The sequence below is a fragment of the Streptomyces sp. NPDC088762 genome, assembly GCF_044750905.1.
Classification (GTDB): domain Bacteria; phylum Actinomycetota; class Actinomycetes; order Streptomycetales; family Streptomycetaceae; genus Streptomyces.
The window spans coordinates 16720-31898 of the sequence record NZ_JBIVKT010000019.1 but is presented as its reverse complement, the minus strand read 5'-3'; the positions used below and the strand labels follow the sequence as shown (position 1 = coordinate 31898).

Genomic DNA, 15179 nt, shown 5'->3' with positions numbered 1-15179 from the left:
CCCGCAACCCCCGCACCTCCCGTGACGGAACACGCCGTCGCCGTCGTCGGCATGGCCTGCCGGCTGCCCGGCGCGCGCGACGTCCGCGCGTTCTGGTCGATGCTCCGCGCCGGGCGGGACGGCATCAGCCGCCCCGCCCGCGAGGAACTGCTCGCGCTCGGCGTGGACCCGGAGTACGTGGGCCGGGAGAACTTCGTCGCCGCCATGGGGGTCATCGAGGACTCCCGCCGCTTCGACTGGCGGTACTTCCGGTACAGCAGGGCGGAGGCGGCGGCGATGGACCCGCAGCAGCGGGTCTTCCTGGAGTGCGCGGCGACGGCCGTCGACGACGCCGGCATCGACCCGGCGCGGTTCCGCGGCCGGGTCGGTGTCTACGCCGGTGCCGACCGTTCGGGAGCGGGCAGGAACGATGCCGCGCTGAGCGAACTGGCCCGGTACATCGGGCGGGAGAAGGACTTCGTCGCGACCCGCGTGGCCTACAAGCTGGGACTGCGCGGGCCCGCGATCACCGTGCAGACGGCGTGCTCCACCTCGCTGACCGCCGTGCACCTCGCGGTGCGCGCACTGCTGGGCGGCGAGTGCGACGCCGCCCTGGCCGGCGGGGTCACCGTGATGCCGCGGGGCGAATGGGGCTACCTGTTCGAGCCGGGCGGCATCCTCGCGGCCGACGGGCACTGTCGTCCCTTCGACCTACTCGCGGGCGGGACCGTGCCCAGCGAAGGCGTCGGCGTGGTCGTCCTCAAGCGGCTCGCCGACGCGCTGCACGACGGTGACCGGATCTCCGCCGTGATCGCGGGCACCGCCGTCAACAACGACGGCGCGGACAAGATGGCGTACACGGCGCCGTCCGCGAGCGGGCAGAGTGAGGTGATCCGCGCGGCGCTGCAGACGGCGGGGCTGGCCCCCACCGCGATCGGCCACGTGGAGGCGCACGGTACCGCGACGCGGCTGGGCGACCCCATCGAGGTCCAGGCGCTGAGCGAGGTCTTCGGGGCCGCCACGGACGAGACCGGCTGGTGCGCGCTCGGCGCGGTCAAGGGCAACATCGGCCACACCGGGGCGGCGGCGGGCGTCACCGGCCTGATCAAGACGGCGCTGATGCTGGAGCACGGGGAGCTCGTCCCGACCGTGCACTACACCGGCCCCAACCCGCTGCTGGAGCTGGACCGTTCGCCCTTCCGGGTCGCCACCGAGCACCGGCCGTGGCCGGTCCGTCAGGAGGGGGCGCCCCGTGCGGGGGCCGTCAGCTCCTTCGGCGTCGGCGGCACCAACGCGCACGCCGTCCTGGTCCAGGCCCCCGACCGTGCGGTGCGGGCGGCCCGGTCCCGCTCGCGGTCGGGCGCGTACGCCGGACCGCACCTGCTGCCGCTGTCGGCCGCGACCCCGGCGGCCCTGGCCCGCCTGGGCGAGGACCTCGCCGAGCGGTTCGCCCCCGTCCCCGCCGCCGCCCGCGGTGCGGAACCGGAGGCGGTGCCCGCCGCGGCCGAGGCCGCGCTGACCCTCGCCGGCCGCCGCAGGCACAAGCACCGCCGGGCCGTGGTCGTGCAGGACGCCCCGCACGCCGCCGAGGCGCTGCGGGCCGCGGCCGCCCGGACCGCCGCCACCACTTCGGCCGGCGCCCCTCCGCGCCTGGGCAAGGTCGCCTTCCTCTTCCCCGGCCAGGGCACCCTCAAGGAGGCCTCGGGCGAGGCCGCGTACCGGCTGCTGCCCGGCTTCCGCGCCGCCTTCGAGGAGGTCCGCAAGGCCGCGGCCGACGACTGCGGGGTCGACCTCACCCCCGTGATCGGCCGGGCCGGGCCGGGCGGCGCCGAGGACTGGTTCGCCGACACCGTCCACCAGCAACTGGGGCTCTTCGCCCTCGGGTTCGCCTTCGGCAGGCAGCTGCGGGAATGGGGCGTCACGCCCAGCGCCATGCTCGGCAACAGCATCGGCGAGTACGCGGCCGCCGCCCTCGCCGAGGTGTGGACCCTCCCGGACGCGGTCGGCGTGGTCCACCTGCGGGCCCGCGCGATGCGCGACGCCGAACCGGGCCGCATGGCCGTCGTCGGCGCCCCGGCCGCGGAGGTCGAGGCCCGGCTGCCCGCCGGCTGCGGCGTCACCGTAGCCGTCCGCGGCAACGGAACGGTCGTCCTGTCCGGCAGCGAACCGGCCATGGACTCACTCCTCACGGGGGAGGCCCTCCACGGGCTGCGCGTCACCCCCGTACACACCCGGCGGGCCTTCCACTCGCCGGCCATGAACCCGGCAGCCGAGGCGGTGCGGGCACATCTGTCGTCGATGCCCTCCCGCCCGCCACGGCTGCCGTACATCTCCAACACCACCGGCGACTGGGCCGACCCGGACACGGCGGGCGCGCCGGAGACCTGGGCCGCGCACCTGCGCGAGCCGGTGCTGCTCGACACCGGCACCGCCACCCTGCTGGCCTCCGGCTGCACCACCTACGTGGAGCTCGGACCCGGCGGGTCGATGACGGGATCGCTGCGCGCCGCCCCCGGGTGGGACCCCGCACACACCACCGTGCGCCTCGCCCCGGGCGGCCGGACCGACGCCGGCACCGGGCTGCTCGAAGCGCTCGGCACCCTGTGGGAACTGGGCGTGGACCGCGCCCTGGAGACGGTGCACGAGACGCGGTACGCCGACGACGAGGACCGCCCGGTGCGCTGCTCCCTGCCGGCCCACCCGTTCCTGGGCGAAGACCCCGAAGAACCCGTCGCGGCAGCCGCCGTACGCCCGTCGCCCGCCGGTACCGGGACCGCCCAGGCCCGTACGGCGGCACCCGCCCCCGCGCCGGCGCCCGTACCGGCCGCGGCGGCGGGAACCGAGCCGCTGCGCGCCGTACTGGAAGAGCTGTGGTGCCGGACCCTCGGGGTCGCGACCGTCACGGACGACGACGACTTCTTCACCCTCGGCGGGGAGTCGCTCCTCGCGCTCGCACTGACCACCGCCGTACGGGAGCGGACCGGGGCCGAGGTGTCGGTCACCGAGTTCTCCCTGGCGGGAACCTTCGCCGGGCTGACCGGACTCGTGGAGCGGCAGCTGCCCGCCGGGGCCGCCGCCGGCGCGGTGACGGCGGTGCCCCGGCCGGCCGGCCCGGTCACCCTGCGCGCGGGAGCCGGCCGTCCCGTCTTCCTCGTCTCCGACGCGAGCGGCAACGCCCTGCCCTACCGGGCGCTGGCCGGGCTGATCGCACCGGAGGGCGACCGTCCGGTACTCGCCCTGGAACAGTCCGCGGGCACCGGGCGCACCGGCCCGCGCTCCATCGAAGCCATCGCCGCGGCCCACGTCGCGACCCTGCTGCACGCCCAGCCCGCCGGCCCCCTCACCCTCGGCGGCTGGTCCTTCGGCGCGGTCGTCGCCCACGAGACCGCCCGCCAACTCGCCCTGCACGGGCGCGAGGTGGACCTCCTCCTCGCGCTGGACGGCTACGTGCCCGACACCGGGCGGCTGCCGGTCGCCGCGTCCCCCGACTTCCTGCTCGGCGGGGCGCGGGCCGGGCTCGACGCCCTGCTCCAGGTCGGCCCGCTGGCCGCACTGCACCGCCGCAGCCCCGAGCTGCGCCGCCGGTTCCTCGCCGGGCAGGCCGCCGTACTCGGCTACCGGCCGCGCGCCGTCGCCTGCCCCGCCGTGCTCTTCAAGGCGGACAGCGACCCGGCGCGCGCCGCCCGGCTGGAGGCCCGGCTGTCCGGCCTCTACCCGGCGGGCCTGCGGGTGCGGCCGGTGGGCGGGAACCACTGGTCGATGCTGACGCCCCCGCACGTCGGCCTGCTCGCCGCGCACATCAGTGAAGCCCTGCCGGACGGGATCCGGTCCGCAACGCACAAGGAGAGGAAGCACCCATGACGGTCTCGGAGAAGCCGCCCGCCCCGGAGGCCGCCCCGGAGGAGACGGCGGCCGCCCCCGAAAAGCCGCTGCTGCGCAACAAGGACTTCCAGTTCCTGTGGACCAGCGAGGCCTTCGCGGCGATGGCCAAGGAGACGGCGGAGGTCGCCTACCCCCTGCTCATCCTGGCCACCACCGGCTCCGCCTTCTACGCGGGCGCGGTCGGCTCCGCCCAGCTGATCACCACCAGCGTCATGTCCATCGTCGGCGGCACCCTCGCCGACCGGATGGACCGCCGGCTGCTGCTGATCGCCTGCAACCTCGTCCGGGTGGCGCTGCTCGGCCTGTTCTGCCTGATCATCTTCGCGGACCAGGTGAACTACCCCGTCGTCTTCGGCATCGCCGTCGGCTCCGCGGTGTGCCTGGGCATCTCCAACCCGACCGGGCTCGCCGTCATCAAGCAGCTCGTACCGCCCTCCCAGCTGACCCAGGCCACCGCCCAGAACCAGATCCGCTACTTCGCGGCGACCATGGGCGGCCCGCCGATCGGCGGCTCCCTCTTCGGGGTGGCCCGCGCGTTCCCCTTCCTGAGCGCCGCGATCGGCTTCCTCGTCTCCACCGTGCTGATGCTCTTCATCCGCAAGCCGCTCAAGGTGGAGCAGGCCGCGCCCGGCGAGAAGCGCAACACCGCCGAAGGCTTCCGGATCCTGGCCGGCCAGCCCGTGCTGCGCCTCCTGATCCTGTGGATCATGGGCTCGAACATGGCGTTCACCCACTCCGGCGTCTTCCTCGCGCTGATCGCCACCGCCGAGAGCCGCGGCGCCTCCTCCACCTTCACCGGCATGCTGCTGTCCATCGCGGGCATCGGCGGCCTGGTCGGCTCCCTGATCGCCGGCCCGGTCATGAAGAAGGTCCGCCCCTCCACGCTCTTCCTGGCCGCCGCCTGGATCGGCCCGGTCGCCGCCGTCCTGCTGGCGAACGTCTCCGGCCTGATCCCGCTCGGCCTGATCGTCGCCTGCGTCTTCCTGCGCGGCCCGATCACCAGCGCGCTGTTCCTCGCCTACCTCGCGGCGATGGTCCCCGACAAGGCCCAGGGCCGCGTCCTCGGCGCCGTGATGTTCATGTCGATGATCGCCGCGCCCGTCGGCGTGTTCCTGATCGGCACCATCTTCGACCAGGCGGGCCCCGTCTGGGTGTTCACCACCATGGCCGTGATCTCCGGCCTGGCCGCCCTCCCCACCCTCAGCCCGCGCATCCGCAAGCTCGCACCCCCGGAGGCGTACACGGACACCGCGGTCGCCGCGGACCCGGCCGACGCCTCCGACGCCCCCGGCGCCCCGACCAAGTAAGGGAGACCCCCGATGACGACCGAGCTGCCCGTCACCCTCGAACAGCTTCCCCCCGAGTTCTTCACCGCCCCCGAGGGCGGGGACCTCCACGCCGGCAACGCCCGGCTGCGCGGCTCCGGCTGCCCCGTCCAGGCCATCAACTACCCCGTCGGCGGTGAGGGTTACGTCGTCACCGACTACGAGACCGCCCTCAAGGGCTTCAGCGACCCCCGGCTGTCCAAGCGCATCGACAACGCGCCGGCCTGGTTCCGCGACCTGGTCAAGGACGCCAGCCCCGTCCTCATCAGCAACATGCTGACCGCCGACCCGCCGGAGCACACCCGCCTGCGCAAGCTGGTCAGCCGCGCCTTCGTGCCGCGCCGCATGGAGGTGCTGCGGCCCCGCATCCAGCAGATCACCGACGAGCTCATCGACGCCTTCCCGGCCGAGGGCGAGGTGAACCTCATGGAGTTCGCGTTCTCCCTGCCCATGCGGGTCATCTGCGAGTTCCTCGGGGTCCCGGTCGCCGACCGGCCGCAGCTGCACTCCTGGGGCAACTGGCTCAGCGGGGCCCCGTACCCCGACGCCGAGTCCAACGAGAAGCTCAAGGACGCCAGCGAGAACATCGAGCGCTACCTGCTCGACCTGCTCGCCGACCGCCGCGCCAACCTCGGCGAGGACCTGGTCAGCATCCTGCTCCGGGCCGCCGACGAAGAGGGCCGGTTCACCAACGACGAGCTGGTCTCCACGCTCGTCCTGCTGATCATCGCGGGCCACAAGACCACCGCCAACCTCATAGGCAACGGCACCCAGGCCCTCCTCACCCACCCCGACCAGTTCGAGCTCCTGCTCAACAAGCCGGAGCTGGCCGACTCGGCGGTCGAGGAGTTCCTGCGCTTCGAGTCCCCCGTCTACCGCGGCACCCTGCGCGTCGCCGCCGAGGACATGGAGCTGGGCGGCTGCCCCATCCCCAAGGAGAGCTTCGTGCACCTCCTGATGGGCTCGGCCAACCGCGACCCCGAGGCCTTCGAGAACCCCGACGAGCTGGACATCACCCGTACCGCCAACCGCCACCTGGCCTTCGGTCAGGGCCCGCACTTCTGCGTCGGCGCGCCGCTGTCCCGGGTCGAGGGCCAGATCGCCTTCACCACCCTGCTCCGCCGCCTTCCCGGCCTGCGCCTGGCCGTCCCCGCGGAGGAGCTGGAGTGGCTCTTCGACAACTCCACCAGCCGCGGCCTGGTGTCCCTGCCCGTCCGGTACGACGCCCGCCTCGCCGCCGACACCACCCAGGATGCGTGACATGTCCGACCGCACCACACTGGTCTGCCTGCCCTTCGCCGGCGCCGGAGCCTCCTTCTACCGGCCGTGGCAGCGCCTGGCCGACCAGCACGCGCTGGACATCCTCCCGCTCCAGCTCCCCGGCCGGGAGCGGCTGATCGACGAAGAGCCCTACCGCGACGCCGCGACCGCCGCCGAGGGCCTGCTGGCCGACCTGCGCGCCGCCTTCGCCGACTCGCCGCAGCCGCACCGGATCGCCCTCTTCGGCCACAGCCTGGGCGCCGTCCTCGCCTACGAGCTCGCCCGCCGGATCGCCGAGACCCCCGGGTTCGTGCTCGTCGGCCTCTTCGCCAGCGGCTCCCCGCACCCGGCCGAACAGCGCGAACGCCGGGCCACCGGCCTGGACGACGACGCCTTCCTGGAGCGCGTCAACGAGTTCGCCGGATATACCCACGAGGCCCTGCAGGACCCCGAGATGCGCGAGCTGATCCTGCCCACCCTGCGGGCGGACGTGGAGATGCACGAGTCCTACGTACCCGCCGGCTCCGAGCCGCTCCCGGTCCCGGTCACCTGCCTGCGCGGCGCCGACGACACCCTCGTCAGCCGCACCGAGGCGGCCGCCTGGGAGCGTACGACGAACAGCGCCTTCCGCGCCGTCGAGCTGCCCGGCGGACACATGTACCTCACCGAGTCCGCGCCGGAACTCCTGGCGGTCGTCGCCGAGGACCTGGCCCGCGTACGGGAGGAACAGTGCGTCTGAGCGGAAAGACCGTCCTGGTCACCGGCGCCGCACGCGGCCTCGGCCGGGCCACTGCCGCGGCCTGCGCCGCCGAGGGCGCCGACCTGGTCCTGCTGGACCTGTGCGGAGACCTCGACGGCGTTCCCTACCCGCTCGGCACGCAGGGCCAGTTGGAGCACACCGCGACGCTGTGCCGGGAGGCCGGCGCCGCCGTGCTCACCGCCCCCTGCGACGTACGGGACCTGTCCTCGGTGGAAGCGGCCGTGGCGCTCGCCGAGGAACGGTTCGGGCACGTCGACGCCGTCGTCAACAACGCCGGGATCGCCGCCCCTTCGGGCAAGCCCGCCCACGAGATCGCCGAGGACGAGTGGGCGCTGATGATCGACGTCGACCTCTCCGGGGCCTGGCGCGTGATCCGTACGGTCGGCCGGTCGATGAGCGCCCGCCGCTCCGGCAGCATCGTCAACATCTCCTCGACGGCCGGCCTCGTCGGCTACCGGCACTTCGCCGGCTACGTCGCCGCCAAACACGGCCTGATCGGACTGACCAAGGCCGCCGCCCTCGACTACGCGCCCACCAAGGTCCGGGTCAACGCCGTGTGCCCCGGCTCGGTGCGCGACGACTCGTCCGCCGAGGGCCGGATGCTCGCCGAGATCGCCCGCGCCCTCGAGGTGCAGGTCGGCGAGCACGAGCAGACCTTCACCGAGGCCCAGCCGATGAACGCGCTGATCGAGCCGGAGGACGTCGCCGCGGCCGTGGTCTACCTGGTCTCGGACGACTCCCGTCAGGTGACCGGCTCGGTCATGACCGTGGACGGCGGGTTCACCGCGCGCTGACCGGGCGGGGGACCGAAGAGAGACGACCGTTGTGAGAGAGGGAGGACACCCCGTGGTGGGTGAGCAGTGCCACGCCGTACAGATCCGGCTGACCGGGCCCGAAGCCGACACCGAGCTGCTGGCCGCCCGGCTGGCCGCCTTCGGCCCCTGGCGCCTTTGGGTGGACGACATACCGGCCGGCCACGGCGAACCGGTGGCCGTCCGCCGCCGGGCGGCGGAGCTGAACCGGCCGACGGGGAGCGTGCGCTGCGTCCTGCTCCGGTACCGGGACGGGGCTGCCGACCTGGTGGTCGTCGCACACCGCTCGGCCCTGGACGGGGCGGGCCTGGCCCACCTGGCCGCCGTTGCCGCTCCCGCTGGGGTGGTTGGTGCGGCGCCGTTGCCGGGGGCCCTGCCCCCGGACCCCCGCGCCTCAAACGCCGGCGAGGCTGGAGTTGCCCCTGGCGGGGCCTCAAACACCGGCGAGGCTGGAGTTGCCCCCGGCGAGGCCGGGTTTGCCTCCAGCCGGGTCGAAGAGGCGGCGCCCGACTGGGGTGGCGGGGTGCGCGGGGACGGGGGCTGGTGCACCGGCTCGCTCGACCTGGCGGCCGCCGACGCCGCCGACGGCGACGGCTGGCTGGCCGCGCTCGCGCTCACCCTCCAGCGGTACGCGGGCCACGGCGCCGCCGACAGCGCCGTCGTCGCCACCGACCGGCGCGGCGCGCTCGAACTCGCCCTGCCCGCCGACGCCCCCCTCGCGGACCTGCGGACCGCCGCCGGCGCCGCGACCGCCGTGGACCGGCCCGTGACGGCCGGGCTCCTCGAAGCGGCCGCCGCCACGAACGGCCTCGACCCGGACCGGTACCTGCCCTGCCTCGCGCCGCCGTTCCCGCTGACGCTGGCCCTGCTGCCGCAGGCCTCCGGCGGAGCGCGGCTCTGGTACTCCGCCCGGCGCAGCCACTTCTCCGCAGGGACCGCCGCCGCCTTCGTACGCCATCTCGCCCACGTGTACGGCCAGTTCGCGCAGGTCCCGCACACCGCCGCCGCCGACGCCGAGCTGCTCGACGCCGCCGAGCGCGAGCGGGTCGCGCACCTCGGGCGGCCCGCGCGGCCCCTGACCGGCGAACCGGACCGGCTCACCGACGCGTTCGCCCGTACCGTCGCCGCCAACCCCGACGCCACCGCCGTCAGCGACGGGGACACCTCCCTCACCTACCGCGAGCTCGACGCCCGCGCGGAGCGGCTCGCCCACGGCCTGCTCGCCCGCGGCGTCACCCCGGGGGACCGCGTCGGCATCTGCCTGGAGCGGACCACCGAGCTGGTCGTGGCCATGATCGGCGTGCTCAAGGCGGGCGCGGCCTACGTGCCCACCGACCCGGCCTACCCCGCCGACCGGCTCGTCCACACCGCCCAGGACGCGGGCCTCGCCCTCGTGATCACCCGCGCCCCCGAGTACCCCGGCGAAGCCGGCACCGCCGTCACCCCCGATGAGCTGACCGGCGCACCCGCCCGCCCCCTCCCGGCGGCCGGAACCCCCGACGACCCCGCCTACGTCATCTACACCTCCGGCTCCACCGGCCGCCCCAAGGGCGTCGTCGTCCCGCACCGCAACGTCGTCGCCCTCATCGACGCCACCCGCGAGGAGTACGGCCTCGGCCCCGACGACACCTGGACCTTCTTCCACTCCGGCGCCTTCGACTTCTCCGTCTGGGAGATCTGGGGCTGCCTGCTCACCGGCGGCCGCCTCGTCGTCGTCCCCTACCTCGTCTCCCGCGAGCCGGAGGAGTTCCGCGACCTGCTGCTCCGCGACCGGGTCACGGTCCTGAGCCAGACGCCCTCCGCCTTCTCCCAGCTCCTGGAGACCGACCACGCCGGGCTCCCGGTACGCCTGGTGGTCTTCGGCGGTGAACCGCTCGACGCCAGGATGCTGCTGCGCTGGTTCGACCACCATCCCGAGAGCGGCTGCCGCCTGGTCAACATGTTCGGCATCACCGAGACCACCGTGCACGTCACCGCTCAGACGGTGACCCGCGAACTGGCCCTCGCCGGCTCCCGTTCCGTCGGCCCGGCCCTCCCCGGCTGGCACCTCTACGTGACCGACGCCCGCGGCCGCCTCGTCCCGCCCGGCGTGACCGGCGAGATCTGCGTCGGCGGCGCAGGCGTCGCCCTCGGCTACCTGGGACAGCCCGAACTCACCGCCACCCGCTTCACGCAGGACCCGTACGCCGACGGCCGCCGCTACCACAGCGGCGACCTGGGACGGCTGCGCCCCGACGGCACCCTGGAACACCTCGGCCGGATCGACAGCCAGGTCAAGATCCGCGGCTTCCGCATCGAGCTCGACGAGATCCGCTCGGTGCTCCTCGAAGACCCGGACGTGCGCGCCGCCGCCGTCATCGTCCGCCGCGAGGACCCGGCCGACCCCGCGTCCGCCCGGCTCGACGCCTACGTGGTCCCGGCCGGCCTGGACACCACCGGCGTCCGCAAGCGGGCCGCCGGCGTCCTGCCCGGCTACATGCTCCCGGCGACCGTCACCGCGCTCGACACCCTCCCGCTCACCACCAACGGCAAACTCGACGCCGCCCGCCTCCCGCTGCCCGTGCGCACCGCCCCTGCGCCCGCGACCGCCGCCGGCGCCGCCGGGGAGGACCGCGCCGCCGTCCTCCAGGAGATCTGGACGACGGTCCTCGGCACCCCGGTCGGGCTCGACGACGACTTCTTCGAGCTCGGCGGGAACTCCCTCTTCGCGGTCCGCATCAGCGCCGCGCTGCGCGCCCGCGGCCTGCCCGCGATCCCGCTCCGCGACCTGTTCCGCACGCCCACCATCCGGGACCTGGCCGGGACCGGCGACCATGGATGAGTACGTCCTGGACGGCGCGGAACCCCGGATCGGACCCGCCCCGCAGGGCCGCCAGGTCGTCCTCTGGTGGCTCGACACCACCCGTGAGGTGGTCGGCGGCCACCGGGTGGACGGCGCGGACGCCCCGCTCAGCGAGGCGGAGCGGAGCCGGGCGGCGCGGCTGCGCCGCCCCGGCGACCGACACCGCTACCGCGCCGCCCACATCGGTCTGCGGCTGGTCCTCGGCGGCTACACCGGCGTGGACCCGCGGGCCGTGCCCGTCACGCGCGAGAACTGCCCCTGCTGCGGGGAGCCGCACGGCCGGCCCGCCGTGGCGGGCGGCGGCCCGCACTTCTCCCTGTCGCACAGCGACGACCTGGCGCTGATCGCCGTCTCCGGCGTGCCCGTCGGCGCCGATGTGGAGGGGGTCCCCAAGCCGGGCATCGCCGAGGAACTGCTCCCCTCCCTGCACCCCGAGGAGAACACCGCCCTGCGCGCCCTGCCCGCTGCGCGGCGGCCGACCGCACTGGCGCGGCTCTGGACCCGCAAGGAGGCCTACCTCAAGGGCACGGGCGTGGGCCTCGCCTACGGCTTCGCCGACCCGTACGTCGGCATCTCGGACACCCCGGCCCCCATCGGCGGCTGGACCGTGCTCGACGTACCGGCCCCGCCGGCCTACGCCGCGGCCATCGCACTGAGCGCCGCCTGAGGCAGACTGCGCCCATGAAGATCACGGATGAGCGGGACGGAGCGACGGCCCAGGCCTGGGCCGCGCTCGGCGGGGCGCCGGAACTCGCCGGGCGGGTGCGCTACCGGGGGGCGGCCGGCCTCGGGGACGGGCCGCTGCCCGTACGGGAGCTGGCGCGGGCGACCGTCGGCGCGTGCGCGCTGGCCGCGGCGGAACTGACCGCCGTACGGGCCGGCGGCGGAGTCGAGGACGCGGCCGCGCCCGTGGTGGACGAGGGCGCGGTGGCGACGGCGTTCATCAGCGAGCGCCACCTGCGGGTGGAGGGCCGGCAGCCGGTGAACTTCGCGCCCCTGTCCGGCTTCTGGCGGACGGCGGACGGGTGGCTCCGCACGCACGCCAACTATCCGCACCACCGGGCCGCGCTCGTACGGGCGCTGGGGCTGCCGTCCGCGACGCCCGAGGCGCTGCGGGACGCGGTGGCGAGCCGGCCGGCCGTCGAGGTGCAGGAGCTCGTCTACGGGCAGGGCGGGCTCGCGGTGGCCGTGGCGGGCGAGTACGGGGATCCGCAGCCGCTCGTCGAGACCGTACGGGAATCCGGGACGCGGGGGCGGACCCTGGGGCCGGCCCCCGCGGGGCGGCCGGCGGCCGGCGTACGGGTGCTGGACCTGAGCCGGGTCATCGCCGGTCCGGTGGCCACGCGGACGCTCGGGCTGCTGGGCGCGGACGTGCTGCGCGTCGACGCGCCTGGGCTGCCGGAGGCGGACGACGCCCACGCGGACACCGGCTTCGGGAAGCGGTCCGCGCTGCTGGACCTCGCGGAGGCCGGGGACCGGGCGGTGTTCGAGGAGCTGCTGGCCGAGGCGGACGTGGTGGTGAGCGGCTACCGGCCGGGGGCGCTGGAACGCCACGGACTCGGGGCGGCGCAGCTGCTGGAGCGGTGGCCTGGGCTGGTGGTGGCCGAACTGTGCGCGTGGGGCTGGCACGGTGCGTGGGCCGGGCGGCGGGGGTTCGACTCGCTGGTGCAGGCGGGCTACGGCATCGCGGCGGCCTGTGGTGACGGAGACCGGCCGGGGGTGCTGCCCGCGCAGGCGCTGGACCACGGGACGGGGTACCTCGTGGCGGCGGGAGTCCTGCGGGCCCTGGCGGGCGGGGGCGGCCGGGCGCTGCGGTTCTCCCTGGCCGGGACGGGGTCGTGGCTGGTCCGCGAGGTCCCGGCGGCGGCACCCGGGCCGTCGGGCTACGCGCCCGAGCCGTGGCTCCGCGAGACGGACTCGGGGTACGGGCGGCTCCGGTACGCCGTGAGCCCGCTCGGGGACTGGGACCGCGGTCCGTCCCGCTGGGGCACGGACCAGCCGGTGTGGCTCCCGCGTTAGCGGGTCCCGTGCCGCTGCGCGGAGCCGTCCCCTACCCGCCCTTCCACCGTTCCCCGGGCTCCGCCCGGACCCGGTCCTCAAACGCCGGACGGGCTGGACGTTCCAGCCCGCCCGGCGTTTGAGGGCACGGGCGCGGAGCGCACGTACGGGGTGCGGGGCGGAGCCCCGGTCCTTGAGCCGCGCGGGCCCACCCACCCGGACCACATCGAGCCGCCGGGCCCAGCGCTAGGGGAGCGGCTTGGTCATGCAGCGGCTGGAGTCGTGGAAGCGGTAGTGGCCGAATTTGGCCGACATGGTGTAGCCGGAGGAGAGGTAGAGGCCGATCGCCTCCGGCTGCTGGTCGCCTGTTTCCAGGACCATCCGGGTGCGGCCGGCCTCGCGGGCGTCCGACTCCAGCGCCGCCAGGATGCGGCGGGCCAGGCCCAGACCGCGGGCCTGCGGGATGACGTACATGCGCTTCAGCTCGGCGTCGCCGTCCGAGTAGCCCTCGTCGTTCTTCTCCTGGCTGCGCCAGCCGCCGCTCGCGATGGGGGAGCCCGCGGCGTCGTACGCCAGCAGGTAGAGGCCGCTCGGCCGGAGGAACATGGCCGGGTCGAGGAAGGTGGCGTCCCCCTCGCCGTCGTACCGCTCCTGGTACTCCAGCTGGACCTGGTCGTTGAGTTTCACCGCGTCCGGGTGGTCGTACGGCACCGGGCGCAGGTTTATACCGTGAGACATCCGCATAGCGTACGGAACCGTCCCGCTATGGTGCAGGGATGCTCACCGTGACCTCCGTGAATGTGAATGGGATCCGCGCCGCCGCCAAGAAGGGTTTCGTGGAGTGGCTCGCCGGATCCGACGCCGATGTCGTCTGCCTGCAGGAAGTGCGGGCGGAGGAGGCGCAGATTCCGGTGGAGGCACGGACCCCCGAGGGCTGGCACACCGTGTTCGCGCCCGCCGCCGTCAAGGGGCGGGCCGGCGTCGCGGTGTACACGCGGCGGGCGCCCGAGCGGGTGCAGGTCGGGTTCGGGAGTGACGAATTCGACGCGAGCGGCCGGTACCTGGAGATCGACCTCCCCGGTGTCACCGTCGCCAGTCTCTACCTGCCCTCCGGCGAGGCCGGGACCGCGAAGCAGGACGAGAAGTACCGGTTCATGGACGAGTTCCACACCTACCTGCAGAAGCTGAAGGTGCGGGCCGCCGCGGACGGGCGCGAGGTCGTGGTCTGCGGTGACTGGAACATCTGCCACAAGGAAGCCGACCTCAAGAACTGGAAGACCAACCGGAAGAACGCCGGCTTCCTGCCCGAGGAGCGGGCATGGCTGGAAACGGTGTACACCGACGCCGGTTACGTCGACGTGGTGCGGGAGCTGCACCCCGACACCGAGGGGCCGTACTCCTGGTGGTCCTACCGCGGGCGGGCCTTCGACAACGACGCCGGCTGGCGGATCGACCTCCAGGTGGCGACCCCGAGGCTGGCCGCGCGGGCCGTGAAGGCGTTCGTCGAGCGGGCCGAGACGCACCCCGAGCGCTGGTCCGACCACGCGCCCGTGACCGTCGTCTACGAGCTCGGTTCCTGAGCGGACGAGGAAGCCAGCAGGCGGTCCATCGCCATGGTCAGTTCGGCCTCGACCACGCTCTTCGCCAGCGGGCGCAGGCGCGGGAGGGCGTCCGGCGGCAGGTGGGCCGATATCAGCTCGGTGAACAGGGCGGCCATCGCGTCCGCGTGCTCGCGCACGCGCCGGCCCGTCTCCAGGACGGCCGAGAGCGGGACGCCCTCGCGCACGAGCGCCGAGGAGACGTCCAGGAGCCGGCGGCTGACGTGGACGATCGCGTCGCCGTCGACCGCGAGGTAGCCGAGGTCGAGCGAGGCCGCCAGGTTCTCCGGGGTGACCTCGCCCTCGAAGTAGTCGGCCAGTGCCTCCGGCGTGAGCCTGACCGGGGTCTCCTCCGACCAGCCGATGCCCAGCAGCTCGCCGAGCTGGCCGACGTCGCGGCCGCTCTCGAAGGCGGCGGTCAGCTCGGCGATGCCGCCGAGGGTGTGGCCGCGCTCCAGCAGGGCGGCGATGGTGCGCAGCCGGGCCAGGTGGTGGTCGTCGTACCAGGCGATGCGGCCCTCGCGGCGCGGCGGCGGGAGCAGTTTGCGCTCGCGGTAGAAGCGCAGGGTGCGGACCGGGATGCCGGCCGCCTCGGCCAGTTCCTCGGTGCGGTACTCGCGCACGGTCTTCGCTGCTTCCGTCTCTTCCTTCTCCACAGACGCAGCCTATGGCGTACCGGCAGTAACTTTCCGGGCGCGACCCCTACCCATGAGTACGGGGCTG

The 15179-nt window shown here is 74.6% G+C and carries 11 protein-coding genes; 9 read left to right on the top strand and 2 right to left on the bottom strand.

Going from position 1 to position 15179, the window contains the following annotated elements:
• Nucleotides 1–21 precede the first annotated feature (21 nt).
• Genes ACIP5M_RS30955 through ACIP5M_RS30920 form a run of 8 tightly spaced genes read left to right on the top strand, consistent with a single transcriptional unit; the run spans nucleotide 22 to nucleotide 12879 of the window.
• Nucleotides 22–3840 (top strand): type I polyketide synthase, encoded by a 3819-nt coding sequence (locus tag ACIP5M_RS30955; RefSeq protein WP_401202823.1) that lies wholly within the window; start codon nucleotides 22–24, stop codon nucleotides 3838–3840.
• A complete protein-coding gene (locus ACIP5M_RS30950; RefSeq protein ID WP_401202820.1) occupies nucleotides 3837–5168 on the top strand; it encodes an MFS transporter in 1332 nt (443 codons plus the stop codon). Before ACIP5M_RS30955 ends, ACIP5M_RS30950 begins: the two co-directional genes overlap by 4 nt.
• A 12-nt stretch (nucleotides 5169–5180) precedes the next feature.
• Nucleotides 5181–6446 carry a cytochrome P450 gene (locus ACIP5M_RS30945; protein WP_401202817.1) on the top strand — a complete coding sequence of 422 codons (1266 nt, stop codon included), beginning with the start codon at nucleotides 5181–5183 and terminating at the stop codon, nucleotides 6444–6446.
• A gap of 1 nt (nucleotide 6447) precedes the next feature.
• Nucleotides 6448–7185, top strand: coding sequence for a thioesterase II family protein (locus tag ACIP5M_RS30940; RefSeq protein WP_401202814.1), 738 nt, complete (start codon nucleotides 6448–6450; stop codon nucleotides 7183–7185).
• Nucleotides 7176–8000: an SDR family oxidoreductase gene (locus ACIP5M_RS30935; protein ID WP_401202811.1), complete on the top strand. Its 825-nt coding sequence runs from the start codon at nucleotides 7176–7178 to the stop codon at nucleotides 7998–8000. Before ACIP5M_RS30940 ends, ACIP5M_RS30935 begins: the two co-directional genes overlap by 10 nt.
• Nucleotides 8001–8052: 52 nt before the next feature.
• Nucleotides 8053–10839, top strand: a complete 2787-nt coding sequence (locus tag ACIP5M_RS30930) for an amino acid adenylation domain-containing protein (protein ID WP_401202808.1) — start codon at nucleotides 8053–8055, stop codon at nucleotides 10837–10839.
• On the top strand, nucleotides 10832–11527 hold the full coding sequence (locus ACIP5M_RS30925; RefSeq protein WP_401202805.1) for a 4'-phosphopantetheinyl transferase family protein: 696 nt from the start codon (nucleotides 10832–10834) through the stop codon (nucleotides 11525–11527). Before ACIP5M_RS30930 ends, ACIP5M_RS30925 begins: the two co-directional genes overlap by 8 nt.
• Nucleotides 11528–11541: 14 nt before the next feature.
• Nucleotides 11542–12879, top strand: coding sequence for a CoA transferase (locus ACIP5M_RS30920; protein WP_401202803.1), 1338 nt, complete (start codon nucleotides 11542–11544; stop codon nucleotides 12877–12879).
• A 225-nt stretch (nucleotides 12880–13104) separates the two neighbouring features.
• Here ACIP5M_RS30920 and ACIP5M_RS30915 read toward each other — a convergent pair whose 3' ends face one another.
• Nucleotides 13105–13596, bottom strand: a complete 492-nt coding sequence (locus ACIP5M_RS30915) for a GNAT family N-acetyltransferase (RefSeq protein WP_401202800.1) — start codon at nucleotides 13594–13596, stop codon at nucleotides 13105–13107.
• A 38-nt stretch (nucleotides 13597–13634) separates the two neighbouring features.
• Here ACIP5M_RS30915 and ACIP5M_RS30910 point away from each other — a divergent pair, with 38 nt between their 5' ends.
• On the top strand, nucleotides 13635–14438 hold the full coding sequence (locus ACIP5M_RS30910; RefSeq protein WP_401202799.1) for an exodeoxyribonuclease III: 804 nt from the start codon (nucleotides 13635–13637) through the stop codon (nucleotides 14436–14438).
• On the opposite strand, the gene ACIP5M_RS30905 is transcribed toward ACIP5M_RS30910, so the two are convergent.
• Nucleotides 14420–15112: a MerR family transcriptional regulator gene (locus ACIP5M_RS30905; RefSeq protein ID WP_401202796.1), complete on the bottom strand. Its 693-nt coding sequence runs from the start codon at nucleotides 15110–15112 to the stop codon at nucleotides 14420–14422. The two genes, ACIP5M_RS30910 and ACIP5M_RS30905, sit on opposite strands and share 19 nt — an antisense overlap.
• Nucleotides 15113–15179: the final 67 nt, after the last annotated feature.

Excerpts from the sequence above, each read along its gene's own strand:
- ACIP5M_RS30950 (WP_401202820.1), top strand. The coding sequence starts at position 3,837 with ATGACGGTCTCGGAGAAGCCGCCCGCCCCGGAGGCCGCCCCGGAGGAG.
- ACIP5M_RS30945 (WP_401202817.1), top strand. The coding sequence starts at position 5,181 with ATGACGACCGAGCTGCCCGTCACCCTCGAACAGCTTCCCCCCGAGTTC.
- ACIP5M_RS30940 (WP_401202814.1), top strand. The coding sequence starts at position 6,448 with ATGTCCGACCGCACCACACTGGTCTGCCTGCCCTTCGCCGGCGCCGGA.
- ACIP5M_RS30925 (WP_401202805.1), top strand. The coding sequence starts at position 10,832 with ATGGATGAGTACGTCCTGGACGGCGCGGAACCCCGGATCGGACCCGCC.
- ACIP5M_RS30920 (WP_401202803.1), top strand. The coding sequence starts at position 11,542 with ATGAAGATCACGGATGAGCGGGACGGAGCGACGGCCCAGGCCTGGGCC.
- ACIP5M_RS30915 (WP_401202800.1), bottom strand. The coding sequence starts at position 13,596 with ATGTCTCACGGTATAAACCTGCGCCCGGTGCCGTACGACCACCCGGAC.
- ACIP5M_RS30910 (WP_401202799.1), top strand. The coding sequence starts at position 13,635 with ATGCTCACCGTGACCTCCGTGAATGTGAATGGGATCCGCGCCGCCGCC.